Annotated in this window: 9 protein-coding genes; 8 read left to right on the forward strand and 1 reads right to left on the reverse strand. The window is 66.8% G+C overall.

Going from position 1 to position 18,098, the window contains the following annotated elements:
* Positions 1-721: 721 nt before the first annotated feature.
* The 5 genes from EAH89_RS15760 (at position 722) to EAH89_RS15780 (ending at position 13,264) form a co-directional block, all read left to right on the forward strand.
* Positions 722-1,213, forward strand: coding sequence for a DUF421 domain-containing protein (locus tag EAH89_RS15760; protein WP_140884651.1), 492 nt, complete (start codon positions 722-724; stop codon positions 1,211-1,213).
* Positions 1,214-1,840: 627 nt separating this feature from the next.
* Entirely contained in the window at positions 1,841-5,704 is a 3,864-nt protein-coding gene (locus EAH89_RS15765) for a hypothetical protein (protein WP_140884652.1), read from the forward strand.
* Between the two features lie 446 nt (positions 5,705-6,150).
* Positions 6,151-10,974, forward strand: a complete 4,824-nt coding sequence (locus tag EAH89_RS15770; RefSeq protein ID WP_140884653.1) for an AAA domain-containing protein — start codon at positions 6,151-6,153, stop codon at positions 10,972-10,974.
* Entirely contained in the window at positions 10,971-12,434 is a 1,464-nt protein-coding gene (locus EAH89_RS15775) for a hypothetical protein (RefSeq protein WP_140884654.1), read from the forward strand. The genes EAH89_RS15770 and EAH89_RS15775 overlap by 4 nt, the downstream gene beginning before the upstream one ends.
* Positions 12,435-12,544: 110 nt before the next feature.
* Positions 12,545-13,264 (forward strand): hypothetical protein, encoded by a 720-nt coding sequence (locus tag EAH89_RS15780; protein WP_140884655.1) that lies wholly within the window; start codon positions 12,545-12,547, stop codon positions 13,262-13,264.
* Positions 13,265-13,956: 692 nt separating this feature from the next.
* On the opposite strand, the gene EAH89_RS15785 is transcribed toward EAH89_RS15780, so the two are convergent.
* The gene (locus EAH89_RS15785; protein ID WP_140884656.1) at positions 13,957-14,994 is read right to left on the reverse strand and encodes a PDDEXK family nuclease; all 1,038 of its coding nucleotides are present in this window, start codon (positions 14,992-14,994) and stop codon (positions 13,957-13,959) included.
* Between the two features lie 180 nt (positions 14,995-15,174).
* On the opposite strand from EAH89_RS15785, the gene EAH89_RS33100 reads away from it, so the two are divergent.
* The 3 genes from EAH89_RS33100 (at position 15,175) to EAH89_RS33455 (ending at position 17,889) form a co-directional block, all read left to right on the forward strand.
* A complete protein-coding gene (locus EAH89_RS33100) occupies positions 15,175-15,744 on the forward strand; it encodes an IS110 family transposase (protein WP_277753840.1) in 570 nt (189 codons plus the stop codon).
* A gap of 425 nt (positions 15,745-16,169) precedes the next feature.
* Positions 16,170-16,769, forward strand: coding sequence for a type IV toxin-antitoxin system AbiEi family antitoxin domain-containing protein (locus EAH89_RS15795; RefSeq protein ID WP_140884657.1), 600 nt, complete (start codon positions 16,170-16,172; stop codon positions 16,767-16,769).
* 109 nt (positions 16,770-16,878) lie between these two features.
* On the forward strand, positions 16,879-17,889 hold the full coding sequence (locus EAH89_RS33455) for a nucleotidyl transferase AbiEii/AbiGii toxin family protein (protein ID WP_140884658.1): 1,011 nt from the start codon (positions 16,879-16,881) through the stop codon (positions 17,887-17,889).
* Positions 17,890-18,098 lie beyond the last annotated feature (209 nt).

The raw sequence follows: 18,098 nt of genomic DNA on the forward strand, positions 1-18,098 counted from the left end.
CGGGTCACGACACTGCCCACCATTGTTGGCGTATGCCGATATTAGTGGTCATTGTTATCCGTAGCGAGGTGGGTCCCGCAACCTAGCAGACCTCGGCGGCCGTGGTGCTCGAGTTCTGCGTCCGTTGAAGGAGCCGTTTAGGATTGTCGATCCCTAATGATTCAGGGGCGATTGTAATCACCGAGCGTCAGGACGACCTTTTGAAGGTCTGCCCGCGTCTCGAGCGGAGGAGGTCGAGACACCTCGGTCCTCATCCAAACCGTCGTATTTTGGAACATGGCGCCCCCGTCCGGAAACGCGGCCTCATCGCTCGCCAATACGTTGCTGCCGTGCCCGCCCCACCAAAGGCCATGGTGGGCCAGATGCACTCACCACCATAGCGAGGATGCCGGAAGTCCGATCAGGCACGTGAGGAGCGGGAGGGTCCGGCGCATGCGACACACGTCCTGCACTGCGCCGGTACCCATGCGGTGGTAAAAGTCGCCTCCTCGCTTGTGATCCTTCTTGTCCCTGGGACAGTACCAAAGGTGGCCCGCTCGCGGTGAGGTCACGCCATCGGGCGCATGTGTGACCTGAGCTCGCACGAAGCCAGCCATGTGCCTGCTTGGAAACTCAAGGGGAGGTGTTGGTGCTCAGGCAACGCGATCTGTTGTCTTACGAGAGAGCGCTCGATGCCTGAACCTCACATGGAAACGCCTCCTCCTGCACGAGGGCTCGGCCGATGAGCCTTACCGACTTGTTCGGACCGACTGGTCAGGTCACCTGGTGGCAGGAATGCGCCCGTGCCTTGGTCGTCTTCGCCTACGGGCTAGCTCTCGTCCGCATTGCCGGGCGGCGGGTGTTCGGCAAGTGGTCAGCCCTCGACATCATCGTCTCGGTGATTGTCGGCTCAAATCTCAGCAGAGCTCTGACCGGCAGCGCCCCTCTCGGCGGCACCCTGGCTGCCACCACCCTGTTGATGGCAGTGCACTGGGTGCTCGCCAACGTCGCCGCTCGCTCTGCTTGGTTTTCCGGCCTCGTGGAGGGCACCCCGATCGAGCTCGCACGCGACGGGCGGGCAAAGGCGCCCGCCCTGCTTCGTGAGTCCATCAGCCACTCCGACCTCCAGGAAGCCCTGCGCCAGTCGGGCGTCGAGGACGTAGCCGACACCCGGCTGATAGTGCTGGAGCCAAGTGGGAAGATCACAGTCCTCAAGGGCGGGCAGGGATCATGACCGAGACGATTAAGCAACTTACGCGGTCGTGCCGAATCACGGGGATCACCAGTTCCCAGTTCAGGATGGCCACATCGGACGGCTGGGCACCGCGGATCATCCAAATGCCGCTAACGATGTCGAAGTCGCTGCGAAGCCCTGCATTCCCACCCATTCCGGGTGCCCTGAGGCGGATACCAGCGGCTCCCACCAAGGGAGCGCCGTTGGAGTAGTGGCATGCCGTAAGGACAGGAGGGTTGCCGCCGTAGGATCAAACTGGAGATAGGGGCCACGCCATGAAAGAGGACCGGCTGGCCTGCCTCTAACCAGGGCAGGTCAGTGCGAGACGCGGTGTCCTCCTGTCCGACGTCTTCGGGAGAGGGCCGCCGCCGACCTAGAGAGGCTCGGCGACCCGACGGGATGCTGACCAAACCGAAACGAACTCGGGGCGGTCGATTCGAGGCATCCCTGCCCGACACGCGACCAGCGTTGCCGACCGACGTCGCGATCGGATCGGGGCGCCCATCGACCCCGCACGCCCGATCTGTCGCCCACCAGGCTAACCGGCGCGACGGACGACGGGTCGCCTGGACGAGGCGTGGCCGCTCGTCTCTTCCACGGCGGCGTGACCTGTTTTAGTGGGGTGACGTGCGTCTGATCACCGCGAGCCACATCACGACCTGGGCGGAACACGAGAAGCGGGACTGCCAGGGTACGCTGCCCCTTCTGATGCGTCGTCTCGTGTTGGCGACGGCGGCATCCGTGTCGACCATCGATTTTCCCGGTGGAGACGGCGTGTCCGACGAGGGCTGGGACGGTCGCCTCGTCTGCGTGTCGAACTCTCCGCACCTTCCGGATGGCGCGTCCGGCTGGGAGATGGGGACGGATCGGTCCGCCAGCGGCAAGGCCGAAGACGACTACGTGAAGAGGTCGGGAAGCCCCCTCGACCTGGATCCGGCCGTCGCGACCTACGTGTTCGTCACGCCGCGATCCTGGCCCAAGCGTCACGCCTGGGTCCGGGAGAAGAGGGCCGAGGGGCGCTGGAAGGACGTGTGGGTCGTCGCCGCGGGCGAGATCGAGCAGTGGCTCGAGGGGGCTCCCGCGGTCGCGTTGTGGCTCGCCCGGCATCTCCGCATCGCGCCCTCCGCCGCCTTCGATGGTCTGGAGGGCTGGTGGGCGTCCTGGGCCGCCCGTACCCGACCAGCGACGACGGCGGACATGCTGCTCGGAGGCCGGGGCTGGGAAGTCGCCACGGTCCGTGCCTGGATCGAGGGAGCGGCCGGACTCCTTGAGGTCCAGGGAGACGTTCCCGACGAGGCGATCGCGTTCCTCCTCGCGGCCTCCACGCAATGGCCGGACGCGGCCCGCGACCGGCTCCTCGCCCGCTGCGTCGTTGCCACGACGGAAGAGGCATTCCGCGCCGCGGCGGACTGGGGGCAGCCGCTCGTGATCGCGGCCATCGCGGACGCCGCCCTCTCCGACGCGGGCCTCGCCCTCTCGCGGGGACATCACGTCTATCTCGGGGTCGGCCGGGACCTCGCCAGAAGGGGAGCGGGGGTGATGCGCCTGCCGCGCCTCGACCGGTTCGCCCTGCGGAAAGCCCTGCTGCATGCCGGTATCCGGCCCGAGGACGCGGGTGGCGTGGCGGAAGGATGCGGACGCAGCATCGCCGTCCTGCGTCGGAGGCGTTCGGTGACGGCCTCGGTGCGTCGACCGCCTTGGGCGTCGGGGAGGCGCGGCAGAGCGCTTGTCCCGGCCTTGCTGGCGGGAGCCTGGAGCGACATCGTCCGGTGGACCGAACTAGGCCCTCTCACCACCGCACCGACGTCTCTCCTCGATCGCGCCGTCCTCTCTGGCCTCGCGGGCGGCGCGGACTACGCGGACGTCGTCGCGCCGATGACCCCGGCGGTCTCTTCGGACGACGCCCCCCTCCGGCGGGCCGGGGACGTTTGGCGCCTCACCTCGCCCCTTGATGCGTGGTACCTTCTCGGAGAGCACGTCGGACAGGACGACCTGGTTGCGATGGGCAGGGCGGCAGCAGCGGTCTTCATAGAGCGCGATCCTAGATACGACCTCCCCGAGGACCGGCAATGGATGGCCAGCGTTTTTGGGAAGGATCGTCCGCACTCGGACTGGCTCCGCCAAGGTCTAGCGACTTCGCTCGCGGTCGTGGCACACCACGGCGACGGGATCGGGCTGACTGCGCCGGACGGAACATGTGGTCGCTCAATCGAGTTCGTGGTGGAGCGGGTCTTCGCCGGGTTCGCGGCCTGGCAGGACATGGCCTCGATCGACGGCGTGGTTCCCCTGCTGGCTGAGGCCGCGCCCGAGGCGGTGCTGTCCGCCCTGGAAACCTTTGTGGTCGAGCATCCGGACGAGACGCGGTCGCTCCTGTCGGACGGTGGCGGAAACGCCGTGACCGGGCACTGTCGGCACGCCGGTGCGCTCTGGGCGCTGGAGCGCCTCGCCTGGCATCCCGCGTATTTGGAGCGCTGCCTCGTACTCCTTGCGCGGCTCGACGTCCTCGATCCTGGAGGGAGGTGGGGCAACCGCCCCTTCGCGTCGCTGGCCGGGATCCTCCTGCGGCCCAGTGATCCCCATACCTACGCTGATCCCGCGGCGTGCCTCCTGGCGGTCGAAGCGGTGATCCGGGAGGCACCAGGGACGGCCTGGAGGCTGTTTCTCCGCTCTGCCGAAGGGGTAGGCTTCCGGACGTTGCACGATCCGCCGGTCTATCTGCCCGCGAAGCCCGAAAGGTGGATGTCCTGGACCGGCGAGGATCGCGCCGGGTTCCAGGAGGCCCTGCGCAGCAGGCTCCGCGACCTCGTCGAGACTGGCGGTGTCGATAGGGTGCTGGAGATCCTGCCGCGGCTGGAGTTCCTGCCGGGGGAGATACAACACGCGGTAGTCACGCGCCTCGGCCTGCCCGATCCGACGATGGCGGCGCTGCACCGGGTCGCGACCTGGAACGCGGTGCGCGGGGCCCTCCATCGCCTTCGTTCCCGTCGCGGCGGGCGACCGCTGGCGGAAGGCGTGGAAGCCGCTCTCGAAAGCCTGCACGATCGGCTCGCCCCCTCCGACCCCTTCGGCCGGGTCGAATGGCTATTCCAGAAGGGTCAGCCGCAGCTCGCCGAGAGCCGGGCGCCGGACTGGCGCGAATACGAGCGGACCGTGCAGGCGCGGCGTTCCGACGCCGCACGGTCCCTGCTCGCGAGCATGGAGGCCTCGGCCCTCACAACGTGGGCCTCGGCGCTACCTGCCGCGGCCGCATTCGGGGCAGCCCTGGCGGACGCGACGGACGTCGCGCAGGACGCGGCGCTGACGGATGCCATGCTGGCTTTGCCGACAGCGGATCTCGGTGGCGTGCCCCCGCTCCTCGACGGCTACGCGCGCCGGAAGTACGCGGATCTCGGTTCCGCGTGGCTGGACCGTTGGGTAGCGGTCGCCTTGGCACGAGCCTTACCGGCCCCGGCGCTGGCGGCCCTTCACTGCGTCCTGCCCGAGACGGCCGACACATGGCGTCGACTGGAGGCGTTCGGACCGGAGGTGGAGAACCTCTACTGGCGGTGGGCATGGGCAATCCCCGAGGCTGGTGCGGTTGCGGCCGACCATGCCCACGCGCTGGAGCGTCTCCTGGAGGTTGGGAGGGCGAGTACGGCACTCATGCTCGTTACCCGGCCCGATGCGCCGAACCTGCCGGGGCCGCTCCTCGTGCGCTTGGCGAAACGCCTCGTCAACGAGGTGAACGACGCGGGGGCGGATGCCTTCCTGAACCTTCAGTGGGAGGTCGAACAGCTCTTTCGGCAGATCGACCGCGCCCCGGGCGTGGACGGTGACGCGGTGATGGCGCTCGAGTGGGCGTATCTCGAACTCCTCGTCGGGACGGAGCGGGGACCGCGCCTGCTGCATGCGGGGCTTGCCGCCAATCCGTCCGTGTTCGTGAGCCTGATCCGAATACAGTTCCTGAGGCGGGACCGGGCGGTCGAGCCGGACCTCGGCGCCGCTACCCTCGAGGTACGCGCTGCACGGGCCCGTCAGGCCGATGAACTGCTCTCCTGCTGGATGTCGCCGCTGCCGGGACAGGCCTCCGGGGACATCAATGCGGCCGCCCTGAAGGAATGGGTCGTCGAGGCGAGGCGCCTGTGCGCCGAGGCCGATAGGGCCGCGGTGGGCGATCTGACCATTGGCAGGCTCCTGGCCCAGTCGCCGGACGATCCCGGCGACGGCGCGTGGCCGCACCGGGCGGTTCGACAGGTGCTGGGGGCGATGCGGGCCGAGGATCTCGACCGGGGCTTCCACACTGGCGTGATGAACGGACGCGGGGCGACATCGCGAGGCCTGCTTGACGGAGGCGCACTGGAGAGGGCGGAGGCGGCCCGATACACGGAGTGGGCTGCGATGATGCGGCGAGACTTCCCGCACGCGGCGCGTTTGCTTCGAGGGATCGCCGAGGACTACCTGGGACAGGCCATCCGGCAGGACGAGCAGGCGGCGAAGAACGATCTCGAGTAGGCGACCCAGCGTGTGCCCGGGACGGGATGTCGTTCCTGCGAGAGCAAAAGCGGACGAGGGGAAGACGGGGCTGGACGGAGGACCAGACTGATACAGCGCAACAGGCGGCAGGTCGTCCCGCGCGTCCCGATCCGGTCAACTCAACACCGGTCAACCTCTACAAGGGATTAGGGTTAGCCTGGATCCGGAATCACCGAAGCGGCAATGCGTCGGCTTCGTTCAGCGACCGGACGTACTCCATCGCCAGGAGCCGGTCCCCTTCGGTCACGGGGACAGGCTCCTAGCGGTCCAAATCCCGGATCTGCCCGACTAGTCAGGCGATCTCCCGCTCCACGGAGTCGACGAGCTCGCGATCGTCGGCGCTCGAGGACGGCCGGGACTAATGGTATGGTCCGTCCGGGCAACGTCGCTTCGATTCGCTGCAACCGGCTACCAGGGTCGCCTCCGTGGATGTGATACTCAAGCGTCTCGATCCAAAGGGCATTCATCCAAGGGAGGTCAGCGGCGTCAAGGCGATCGAGGACGCCCTCTCCCAAAACGCCTTCTGCCGTAGCTGGTTCGGCTTCACCAACCTGTCGATCCGCAACGACACGCCCGACGGGCAGCGACGCGAGCTCGACGTGGTCTTGGTAACCCACGATCGGATTCTCGTCATCGATCTGAAGGACTGGGACGGGGCAGTCACGAGCAATGGCGGCATTTGGTATCTTGGCTCCGCTCGCCGGAAACGGTCCGCTGCCACCAAGATCAACGAGAATTCCGTTGTCCTCAGGGATCTGCTCGCCCGAGAGGTGAAGCCCCTGTCACCGACGCCTCACGTCGAGGGTCATATCGTGTTCACCCATAAGGGCGCAGACATTTCGGGCCTACCGGAGATCGACAAGGCTAACACAAGGCTGCTTCGCGACTTCCTCCATGTGATCACCAACCAGGCTGCCTACGAAGCGGTGTACCCTTTGAAGCCGCGAGGCTGGCGTTTGGACAAGCCGCTCACGTGGGAGGAGCCCGCCGGTTGGCTTCGGAAGTGGTTCACGGGGGGCGGGGCGGTCATCCCGCGAGAAGCATCGTTCGAGGGATACGTCGCAGACGGCCCTGCCCTCCAGGACCACGGCCCGCCCGCCTGGAAGGAGTACCGCTGCGAGAACAAGCAGTCCAAACGCCACGGCCTCCTGAGATATTGGGACTGCGAGCGCCTCCCCACCCCAGTCTCTGCCGAAGGCCACCGGCGTGCGGCTGTGGGGAGGGAGGGCGACGTGCTGGCCTACCTCGAGGCAGGCGACGACGATTTCGCGGCAAAGTCGACGTTGCCGCTGCGGCATTTCGATCCGGACTACGGGATGGAGTTCTGGCAGGTGTTCGACCTGCGTAGGTCGGCTCGCAGGCTGCTCGATCACCTGGGCAGGGGAAACCATCGGCCGATCGCCGAGCGCCTGGAGCTCCTCGCCGTTCTGCTGACCGTCGCCTCGGGGCTCCACCGGCTGGGCGTGGCTCACCGTGATCTCGGACGTCACAGCCTGTGGTTCGAGCCCGACACCGGACGGATTCGGCTCTCGGCATTCGGCGCTGCGGCGGTTCCGGGGCAGGCAGACCGTCCCGTGCCACGCGCCGATCTCCTGCTCGGCGGCGCGGCGCTACCCGGAGGAGGTCAGGGGACCGAACCGCAGCCACTCTCGGAAGACGTCCTCCTCCTGGGTATGATCGCGTGGCGCATGCTCACGGGCGAGGACATCCCCTCCGATGGGGGACTGCCGCGGCTCCCGGCTGAACTCCATCCGGAGATCCCCCCGGAGCTGGCACCATGGTTCCGACGGGCCCTCGAGCGGGATCCCGACCGGCGCTTCACCGATGCGCCGGAGATGCACGCGGACTACGACGTCCTGACACGGCAGGCGGACGTGGCGGGGCTCTGGAGCGCCCTGTCGGTCTGGCATGTCGAGACCCTACCCTATCTCAGATGGATGCCGACCGCGCTCGTCCAGGTGCCCGAAGGGCATGGATGGGTCTCCGGGTCGGATGCCGAACGCGTCGTCGTCGTGGTTTGGGCGGGCGTCGAGCGGGACGAGGCGTCCGGTGTCCGCCTCCTGGCGTTGATGTCCAGGGCCGATCGGCTGAGGCGGCTCGGAACGGGGTGGACCCCGGAGGTCGTCGATTTCGGCTGGGGAAAGGCCGGGGCCTTCGTGGTCACCCGCCAGCCGGACGGTCGTACCCTCGACCAGCTCCGCGACGACCCTCCCGAGGAGGTCATCGCGGTGGCGGCGGCACTCATCCGATCCGTTCAAGAGATGCACGGCTACGGGATCGTCCACGGATCGCTGTCCTCGGAGAAGATCCTGGTCGTCGGGAGGGGAGATGACGCCCGTCCGGTCCTGGACGGCCTCTTTCGCCTGAGCGCGACGGAGGACGGCGCCGAGGGACCGTCACCCGTCGCGCGCGATGCGCTCGCGGTCGCGGCGATCGTGGCGGAGCTGCTGGCCAGGGCGGGCTTCTCCCCCGAGGGACCGTCGTTAGGGAGCCGCCTGATCCAAGCGGCCGGTCGGGTCGAGCAGGGCCATCAGGCGCTGGACGGCCTCCTGCGAGAGCTGGAGCGGACGATCGATCCCAAGGCTCCCGAGATGACCCTCGCGATCGGGGTGATTGATCTGCGGAATAGGGCGGAGTTCCTCGGGGACAACCGCGAGTTCCATGTCGTCATAGGCCACGGCGAGGGCACCCTCGAGATCTTCGGCTTCGACCAGAAGTTGCGTCTGCGCTTCGAGAGTGATCGGCAGCCCTCCTACTGCGAGCTGGTCGAAATACAACCGCACCACCTGAACTGGGCGAAGCGATACCGGGTCGCGACGATCAGGGGCGTGATCCAGCTCCAGCAGGCGGACCGGTGGACCGAGCAGGGCCTGTATCCCCTCCTGGAGCTTCCGGCGGTGGCGGAAGCGCTCGACGCCAGGCGACCTGAGGTCGACGTGGCCGAAGTGGCGGAGGCGGGCGATCCTGCGGCCGAGGAGGAAATCGGGTCGGAGGTCGAGGCGCCACCGCCGCTCACGGCGGAGGCGTCCTCCCGCGATCGATGGCACGCGGTGATCGCCGCCGAAGAGGAGGCCCTGCCATATGTCATCGCGACGGGCGGACTGTACGAGGATCAAGCGACCGGCGCGCAGGTCATCGACGTCGAGCCTGGCGAGTTCGCGTACGAGTTCGCGAACCGCGATCGCGTGAAGGTCACCCTCGGGAGCCGCCGGATCGGCGACCTCGACGTCAGCGCCTCCAAGCCGACCCGGCTCGTTCTCAGGCAGGTCCATCACAGGGCCGCCGTCGCCAGCGGCGATCGCCTGGAACTCAGGGAGGCGAACAGCCGCGCCAGCTTCGAGCGGCGACAGATGGCGGTCACCCGCATCGTGGCGGACGCCGCGCTGATGCCGCGCCTCGTGGACTACTTCGACGAGCGCCTGCGCCTCGATCCCGTGGAGTTCCCAACTCCCCTGCCCGATAAGGCCGAGCTCGAGCGCTACAGGCTGAACGACGAGCAGGGTTCCGCGCTGAGGGAAATCCTCCGCCGCGGCCCCGTCGGGCTACTGCAGGGGCCTCCCGGGACGGGGAAGAGTCTCTTCATCGGCGCCCTCGTCCACTGGGCGGTCCGGCGTGGCGGCATGCCGCGCATCCTCGTCGTCAGTCAGGGCCACGAGGCCGCCAACAACGTCGCCGAGCGCATCCTGAAGGTCTCGGCCGACCTCGACGACCCGCTGGACCTGCTCAGGGTGGGTCAGGCGGAACGCCTCACGGGAGCGCTCCTCCCCCACCATGCCGACCAGATCCGCGAGCGACTCGACGCGTCGCTGTCGGCCCGGACGGCCAGGAGGGTGATCCGCATCGGTGCGGACTTCGGTCTTCCACCGGGGTTCTGCCGCGAACTCGTCGAACTGGAGTCCTCCGTTGGGCGTCTTGAGCAGTCGCTGGAGCGGCGACGGGCGGACCTGGAGGTCGATGATGCCGAGGATCGCTCCGTCACGGAGCGGACTCTCGCGTCCCTGACCAAGGCCCTGGAGGGGGCCGCGAGTCGCTGGACGTCCACCTTGCCGACGGCGACAGGGAGTATCCTCGCTTCCCTCGTCCGCGAGCTGATGCGCCGTCACGATGTGGACGACTTCGACGCGGTGGCGAGGCTGTCCGGCGTCATCCGCCTGTCGTGGGAATGGTCCCGGTCGCTCGCGGGCCGAAGTCCTGGCATGGAGGAGTTCCTGACCAGGACGCGATCGGTCGTGGTCGGAACCTGCGTGGGCATCGGCAGACCTGCTATCAATGTGGTCGGTACCGAGTTCGACCTAGTCGTTATCGACGAGGCCGCCCGGTGCGACCCGGGCGAGCTGGCAGTCGCGCTGCAATCGGCACGGCGAGCGATCCTCGTCGGCGACCATCGCCAGCTCCCTCCGCTCTACGAACGAGAGGTGGCGGAACTCGCCGCCAAGCGGCTCGGCTTGGTGGACGCTCCGGGCACCGCCCACGAAGTCTTCGCGACGAGCGAATTTGAGAGGGCGTTCCGGTCCGCATACGGCAGCGCGTCGGGCCAGCGCCTGCGGCGGCAGTACCGCATGGCGCCCGCCATCCGGAAGCTGGTCTCCGCCTGCTTCTACCCGGACATCATGCTGAAGGATGGCCGCGGACCACCACCCGCCCATTACGCCAGGCTCCCCGCCCCCCTCGATCGGGAGGCCGTCTGGCTCGACACGTCGCGCGAGTCAAACGTGCGGGACAGGCGCGAATCGGGTGGGTTCAGCCGGTCCAATGCGACGGAGGTCCGCATCGTCATGAACCTGCTTCGGGAGCTCTCGAGGCAGGGCGGATTCTGGGGAGCCGTGTCCGCGGCGGGCGAGCTCAAGAGGGACGAGCCCGCGATCGGAGTCATCGCGATGTACGCCGCCCAGAAAAAGGCCCTTCAGGCGGCCTTCGAAGCGGAGGACTGGTCCGACGAGTTCGGTCGCCTCGTCCGGATCGACACCATCGATTCCTACCAGGGCAAGGAGAACAGGATCGTGATCGTCTCCCTCGTGCGCCATGCGCCCGGACGGGTGACCGGCCACCGGGGCAGCGTCAGCCCCCTGGCGCATGCCTCGGACTTCCGACGGGTCAACGTGGCCCTGTCGCGGGCCATGGAACGCCTCGTCATCGTCGGCTCCCTCTCGACGTTCGAACGTCCGTTCGAAGGCAACGCGCTCCTGCCGGTGGCGCGGTACCTGTGGCGTCAGCGGAGAATACTTCCGGCCTCGACGGTGCGGTCTTGAGCGACGGCGTCCTTCGCCTTGGTAGCGATCTCCCGGCTGAAGGAGTGGAGGTCGACACGCTGTCCTTCGGTCTTCCATGCCAGAACTATCGCATCCGATATGAAGCGATCGTAGGCGAACGCCTGCCTGCGCCCTACGACTTTGCCCTCCGTCTCCTCAGGATGGCCGAGCCGATGCGGATGGAGGACTTCCAGGCCTTCTTCGGCTGGAACGCGACCGAGCTGTCAGTGCTCCTGAGCTTCCTGTCCGACAGCGAACTCGTGGCAGAACGGAGCGGCCGCCTCTCGCTCGGTCGTGCCGCGGTACGGGCCTTCACCGGTACGGACGACGAGCACGACACCCCAATGCTGTCCTCTCCCTCGCTGCAGGTCGAGACGGTCGCCTTCGACAAGGTCTCCTTCAACCTCCTGGATCCGACGCTCGGCAAGGTCCATCCCGCGGCCGCGCTTCCGCTCCTCTCGATTCGGGAGCGTGAACGCGCGGCCAACGGCGCCCAGGCCGCAAGGTCGGCGTTCGAGCGAAACTTCACGGAGTTCTGGCACGGACGTCCACAGTTCAATCCAGAGCTTCCCCTGCCCAAGCAGCCTTCCGTAATAGAGGTCGAGCCGAAGGCGATCTTCCGGCGCGAGCTGACCATACCCGTCCGGCTCGGGGGTGGCCCGGCCAGCTGGGTCGACCTGGACTTCGCCGACCTCGAGCGGACGGGACGACAGCGCTCAAGGGACGAGCTGATAACAGCGGTCAGGCGGGAGGTGGGGGACGATCCCTCCCCCGGGGACGAACACCTCGCCTTGAGATGCCTCGAGGCCACAGGCTTGCCGTTTGCGAAGCATCTCTCCCGGTATCGTCCCTCGCAGTGGGCGAGGCTTACGCTCTCCCAGCCGAGGATTGAGGATGCCCAGATGCCAACGGTGCTGCTCTGCGGCTCCGCCATATCCCCTCAGGTCCGACAGCAGCTCATGGAGGCGGCCGTCGAGCGCGAGGGCGAAGTCGCCCTTCCGGATGCCCCGCTGCTCTGGCTACGGCCGTCGATGCCGCTATGGGGCGTGGGGTCCGCCTTCGCCCATCTCGGCGCGGACCTGGCCCGGAGGGCGGCACACAGCGTGGACGGAGCGATCCTTCTCTGCCGTGCCCGGGAGGAGCGTCTCGGACCCGAGGCCGTCCAGCGTAAGGCGCGCCATACCTTCGATGCCGTGATCTCCTTGACGGGCGGGTCGCTGCCCGGCGCTCTCGAGATCGTCCTTCGTCCCAAGATCTGGGCGCTGGTCCTCGTGCATCGGCCTGAGGAGGCAAAGGGCCTGCCCGTCGGCACGGGAATGTGGACAGGGGCACCAGGCCTCGTGACCTCGGTCGAGCGGGTGCTCCTCGACTGCCTCAAGGGCGCCAAGGGGCATTGGACGCGGCGACAGCGGGCGTCGAGGTCGGACCCGATCCGGCTGCTGCGAGGCCTGCTCGCCTGAGCGGATGCCCGACCGGGGGCGCGGCTCCTGGACGGTAGGGCACTGCGGCCTCTCCCGCCCGACGGCGGTTGGCTGTATCGGAGGTCCCGTCGCTGCACAGGAATGCCGGGTTGGGTCTCGATATATCGCCTCAGAAGGTGGTCACCCTGACCGATGCCCACGAGCGGAGGCTGGTCACCGATGCGGGTGGACGCTGCTACAACTTCTCGGTCGGCGACAGTGTGATTGTCGAGTGCGTCTTCCGTCGCAGCCTCAGGGGCGATGCCCAGGACGGCATTCCCCTGATGTACGCGCTCAAAGGCACCAAGGGGTACAAGGTCGAGTCCCGGAGCCTTCTGGAACTGCAACGCCGCGGCTTCGCCATCGCGGCACGCCGATTCGCTCCCGGCTCGTTCGACGTCGTCGTTCCGGCTCCCTCCTCCTCCGGTGTTCCCCTGTGCCTGGCACGTCTCGCGGTGGGGCTTCTCGGGCCGGGAGCGATGCTGGTCGAGGCGCTCCGGAAGAGGACGATCGGAGCGGTCCTCGGTAGCGCGCCCCTCCCTGGCACGGGACCCGGAGGGCGGCAAGCCAAGTATCGCGGAGCGCTCGGTCGCCTTCGCAAGCTGGATCCGAACCTTGAAATCGCGGTGAAGGCGCTGCCGAGTGAGGTAAGGGAATACTTTCGGACGGTGGAGGCAAAGCCAGGAACCACCCTGCCCAGCGGCCTCCGCTTCCTGGTGGTGGACGATTCCGCGTCGACCGGAAGCACCCTAAGGGATTCGGCGCTCTCGCTCCGGGAGGCGTTCGGGCCAGTCTCCGTAACCGGGCTGGCGCTCGTCGGACCTCAATAGATCTTGACTCGCAGAGCATGACACGCCACCTCTCGGTGGTGGATGGCGACGTCCGCGGACCGTGCGCACGCCTCACGGTCCTTAAACATAGGATGCCTAACCTATTGGAATTTGGGGGAGGCATTGGTCTGGGCGAGCGCCGTGGCACGAGGCCAGTCCCGTAAGGGGAGAGTATCGTGTAGCTGGGGACCAGTCAGCGACCTTTCCGGGGGCGTACGGCGGAAAGTCGTACGCCCCCGAACTTCCTCTGATCCCGCTTTGTCAACCGTAGTGATCGGGAGCGGCGCGGTCACAGGTTGGCGCCGCGCGTCTTCGGGACGCGGGATGTGAGCGCCCAGCTTTCCCGGCGCTCCGAAGACCTCCGGGCAAAGGTGCACGGCTTCCTCGCTGGTATCCGCGCGGCCTAGGAGAGCCGACGGCAGTGCTCCAGCGCGAGAGCGCCGGAGCACCACGCCCTGCCAGGGGGCAGGAGATCTACAGGCGAGGGGACGGAGCCTCGGTCAGGCCACTCATCCCTTCCAGGAGGTCGAAACCAGGAGGCACGAGGTTCTCCTTGAGAGCCGAGGGCAGCCTCCGTGTGGGCCGCGGCGGTCATGTGGCCTCTCACCGCCGAAGCGTAAGCCTCGATCTCCCAGGCTTCCGATGTGTCTGCCAGGTAGCCGAGGGATAACGGCGGCGTCCCGAAGGCGCACTCAGGCGCTGGCGGCCGCGTGCTGCTGCTCAAGTTTCATGTGCTCGTCCCTCAGATCATCTAACGAGCGCCCCTCCTCAGTCACGGTCTGCAGGTAGATGCCGACGGCGGACCACCCGGTCACCATCCGACCCCATTCGTTGAAGGTGATGTCCTGGCCCTGGAAGGAGACCTTCTTGGCGCCGAGGACCGTCGCCTCGGACCCCGGATGCCCCTTGATTGATAGGATCTGGCCCTTTCTCACGATGCCCCACTCGATGAGCTGGGCCATCTTGGGTTTGCTCGTGCGCTGCCTCCTCGTGGTGCCCGCGGCGATAGGCACCCCAGTCTCCGACGTGGAGGTGAACCCCACCAGGAGGTCCGAGACCTTCGGCAGCGGGACCAGCCGTTCCACGGCCAGGCACAGGGCGCCCTCATCCCCACCGATCCGGACTGGGTTGAGCGAGAGGCACTCGATTTCAATGCCGTTGGAGCTGAGCCAAGCTGCCGCCGACAGCGTCTGGGCGTCAAAGGAGGAGGAGACCAGCATGATGGACTGCTGCCTGTTGAAGGAGGCGCTAGCGCCGTTCTGGGCCAGGAACTCGTTTACCTTCCGGCGGCCCATCTCCTCCGGCGTGAAGTCGCCGAGCTTGAACTCGTCCGCGTGCTTCCGAATGTAGCGGGCGAACAGCTTCTCCACGAGCGTATCGGGGTCGGCAATGGTCGCCAGACTGGCGGCGTAGCGGATGGCCTGGAACTCCAGCGCCTCGGCCCTCGCCACCATGTCCTTGGCATCGCGCTTAACCTCTATCAGGACGAGGTTGCCCCGGCTGTCGAGGGCGACAAGGTCGTTCCGCGCGTTCTGGGCATTCTTGACCTGCTGGCCGACGATTAGGAGAGATCGCTCCTCGTCGTCCTCGAAGAGCAGCTCGATGTGCTGCCTCAGGAACTCCTCGAGGTGCGCCTCTTGGAGAGCGAGCGACGCGAAGGTGACGGGCTCGACGTCTTCCATAGGGAGAATGTCGCCGCCTGCCTTATCAGTAGTGATGTGGATGAGCATTCGGACGGACCCCGGCGGCTAGCCTGCGACAGAGGGCTTGTAGCAGGCTACAGCAGGCCGGATACCCGGCCGGTCCAGCAAGCAAGCCCTGTCCTACGTCGCAGTTGCCAGTCAGATCCGACGGCCTGCCGTTGAGGTGGCAGTCCGAACTTCTTTGGGCTCGCGGACGGTACATCCGATGTGCACCATCGAACCGGGATCAATCCAGCAAGGCGGCGCCTAGGGCACGAAGTTCTTCTGAACATCTGCCGCAAAAGTGCTCTTTTTTCCCCATGGACGGCATCCTGCCCTTTCAGGGCAGCCCTCGACGCCGAAGTCAGGGGCCATGATGCCAGCCTCGGTCAGCTGACCCAGAGCCTCGCACCCGCGCTGCTGCAGGCCCACGGCATGGGCACGGGCACCGCGGCCGAGATGCTCATCCTCGTCGGCGATAACCCCGAGCGCATCCACTCCGAGGCAGCCCTGGCCAAGCTCTGCGGCGCCTGTCCCGCCCCTGCCTTCAGCGGCAAGACGACCCGCCACCGCCTCAATCGCGGCGGCAACCGCCAAGCAAATGCCGCCCTCTACCGCGTAGTCATCGTCCGCATGCGGGCCCACCAGCCCACCCTCGACTACGTCCGGCGCCGCACCGTCGAGGGGAAGAGTAAGCCGGAGATCATCCGCTGCCTCAAGCGCTATGTGGCACGCGAGATCTTCGGGTATCTCTGCCGCCCGACCCCTCCACTCCAGGTGGCTATAGCGACCCCTTGACCGCTATAGGAGCTTCAACGCCCCTCACAACTACCAAGGATTGGCCAACGTTTCCTGTAGCGGGAATCCTTCAACGTATTCCCGCGGCAAGGAATTCACGTCCCACAATTACCGTTTGCACGTCGGTAGGACGGCTAGCCGGACGTAGCAGCTCCACGCATCCGATTAGAAAATGCATGGAGCGCCTTGCTATACTGACGAGGCCTGCCCCGTCCAGACGATCGTTGTTCCCACATGGCTCCAATCGTTCATGATGGAACAGGTCACCGTGGCCCCTGGATGCGCTGCACAACCAAGGCGGGCTGCCTTCTCATGATGTAGCTGGGATGCGACATAGAATTTCCGATGTAAAAAAAGACTCGACTCGAGAGAGTTCATCTCGGCAGCCTCCCAATTGCTGCATTCCGCAGCAAAGGAGACTTGAGATGCTGTTAGCGGACGGTTCGGTCCGGAGGTCCTCGGACCTCCTGGCGAATGGGGTACGCCCGCAGGCGATTGCGAACGCCCTCAAAGCGGGCGTGATCGCGCGTGCCGATCGCGGAACCTATCACCTCGTGCGCGGGGCCTCCTCTCCAGAGGAGGTTGCCCTGGCTGCGGCCTGTGCGCGCATGCCGGAAGCGGTTGTCTGCATGCTCAGTGCGGCATGGATGAACAACCTATTGGACGATCCTCCACCAGTGACATGGATTGCCCTGCCGCTGCGCGTGCACGCCGCAAGGGTTGATGGCCCACCCCGCCGCACTCTCCGCTGGAGCTACGAAGGAGCGTTCGACATCGGCGTTGAGGTAAAGGAGGTCTGCGGCGTCCCTGTCAGGCGGACAAATGCCGCCAGGACATTGGTGGATCTCGTCCGATACGAGCGCCACTTGAGCGGCAGAGACATCGGGCCAAGGGCAGCAGCTCGCTTCTTCGCCGCAGGAGGAACCTCAACCTCCGTCACCGAGATCGCCGAAGCAGTCGGGATGCCCCGGAAGTCGCGCGAAATCCTCGACATCGTCCTTACCACCTTGGCGGTGCAGCCGTGACGCCCCGCAGGTGGTTCTCAGGCCATCCCTCTCATCGCAACCTGTACAAGCCCGCCTCCCCCCCTTCCCTGCAGCTTCGGCACCCTCCTCAGTCGGGAGGGCTGCGGCCATGACAGCGCGTGACGAGGGAGCCTCTACCTACAATGCCTTGCTCCGCCATTCACGGCTCAGGAATCTCTCGGCGACTGGCGTCCTCGAACGCTTTGTCGGCGAAAGCTTTATCTCCGCGCTAGGCAGCTCTCCATTCGCTGCACGCTTCCCGCTCCATGGAGCCTGGTGTCTGGGTGTCTGGTTCGGAGAACTAACGCGCCCGACCTGGGGCGTTGACCTGGTCGACCTCGAGCGCTCTTCAGCCAGTGAGGTCATCTGCATCCTCCGGCAAGCCGTCGGGGATCACCTCGCGGGAGGTCTGCATCTCAACTGGTACAGTGCCCGTATAGCGACGTACCAGGAGCGCCGGTCGCCACTACAACGGATTTCCCTCCAAGGGCATCTCGGGCCCGCCACCCTGCCGATCCGGGTCAACGTCACCGCCGCCCGGCAGCCTGAGCCGGAAGTCGAATTCCGTCACCTGGGCCGGACGCTGTCCGAATGGAGCCGCGCACCGGTCGCAACCTGTACACCTGACGAGATGGTCGCCGAGAAGGCAGCGCTTCTCGTCACCTATGGTCCTCATCACTCGCGGTCAAAGGACGTCCGCGACCTCAGAACACTGGCTGACGGCCTGCCATTCGACGGAGCCTCTCTCCTCAAGACAATGGCAGCCGTGTTCAACGGACGTGATGCCGCCCGCATGCTGGCCCAGGAGGGCTACTGGGAGGCGGCACTTGATCCGGGGCGTCTGGACGCCAACGCACGAGCGGGATGGATGACCGTCGAGCGTGATTGCGGCACTGCTTGGCCCGCCGCCGGGCTAGCGCAGACAATGATCAGGGTCAGGGCTTTCCTCCAGCCGCTTCTGGCAGCTCTGCGCCAAGACCAGGAAGTGGCCGGGTCTTGGCAGCCAGCGGTTGGGTGGGTTGAGCCCCAAACAAAGAGCACGGCTTCCCAGGTGCACCGTCCCGCCCCCCTATTCCCAGACGCATTAGCGGCCGCGGGGTCCGGGAGGGCACCCCCATGAAGGTCGGCGCCACGCAAAAAACTTTCGGGAACCCCCTCTCATGGTTGTTGCCGACAATTAGGATCCATGACATCCCCTTCGGCATGACGCTGCCCCTCGCCCTCGCCGGAGCTAAGACCCCCGATCTCGATCGGGCTGTCGACGCGCGTCTCTTCCGGACGGCCATAGCGCGCGGGTGAAGCCTGACCGCCCCACGCGGTCCCCTTCAC

It is taken from the genome of Muricoccus nepalensis, assembly GCF_006438825.1.
Taxonomy (GTDB): Bacteria; Pseudomonadota; Alphaproteobacteria; order Acetobacterales; family Acetobacteraceae; genus Roseomonas; species Roseomonas nepalensis.

Bases quoted from the DNA above. Each gene is read 5' to 3' on its own strand.
- EAH89_RS15760 (WP_140884651.1), top strand. From the start codon at position 722: ATGAGCCTTACCGACTTGTTCGGACCGACTGGTCAGGTCACCTGGTGG.
- EAH89_RS15785 (WP_140884656.1), bottom strand. From the start codon at position 14,994: ATGCTCATCCACATCACTACTGATAAGGCAGGCGGCGACATTCTCCCT.
- EAH89_RS15795 (WP_140884657.1), top strand. From the start codon at position 16,170: ATGCTGTTAGCGGACGGTTCGGTCCGGAGGTCCTCGGACCTCCTGGCG.
- EAH89_RS33455 (WP_140884658.1), top strand. From the start codon at position 16,879: ATGACAGCGCGTGACGAGGGAGCCTCTACCTACAATGCCTTGCTCCGC.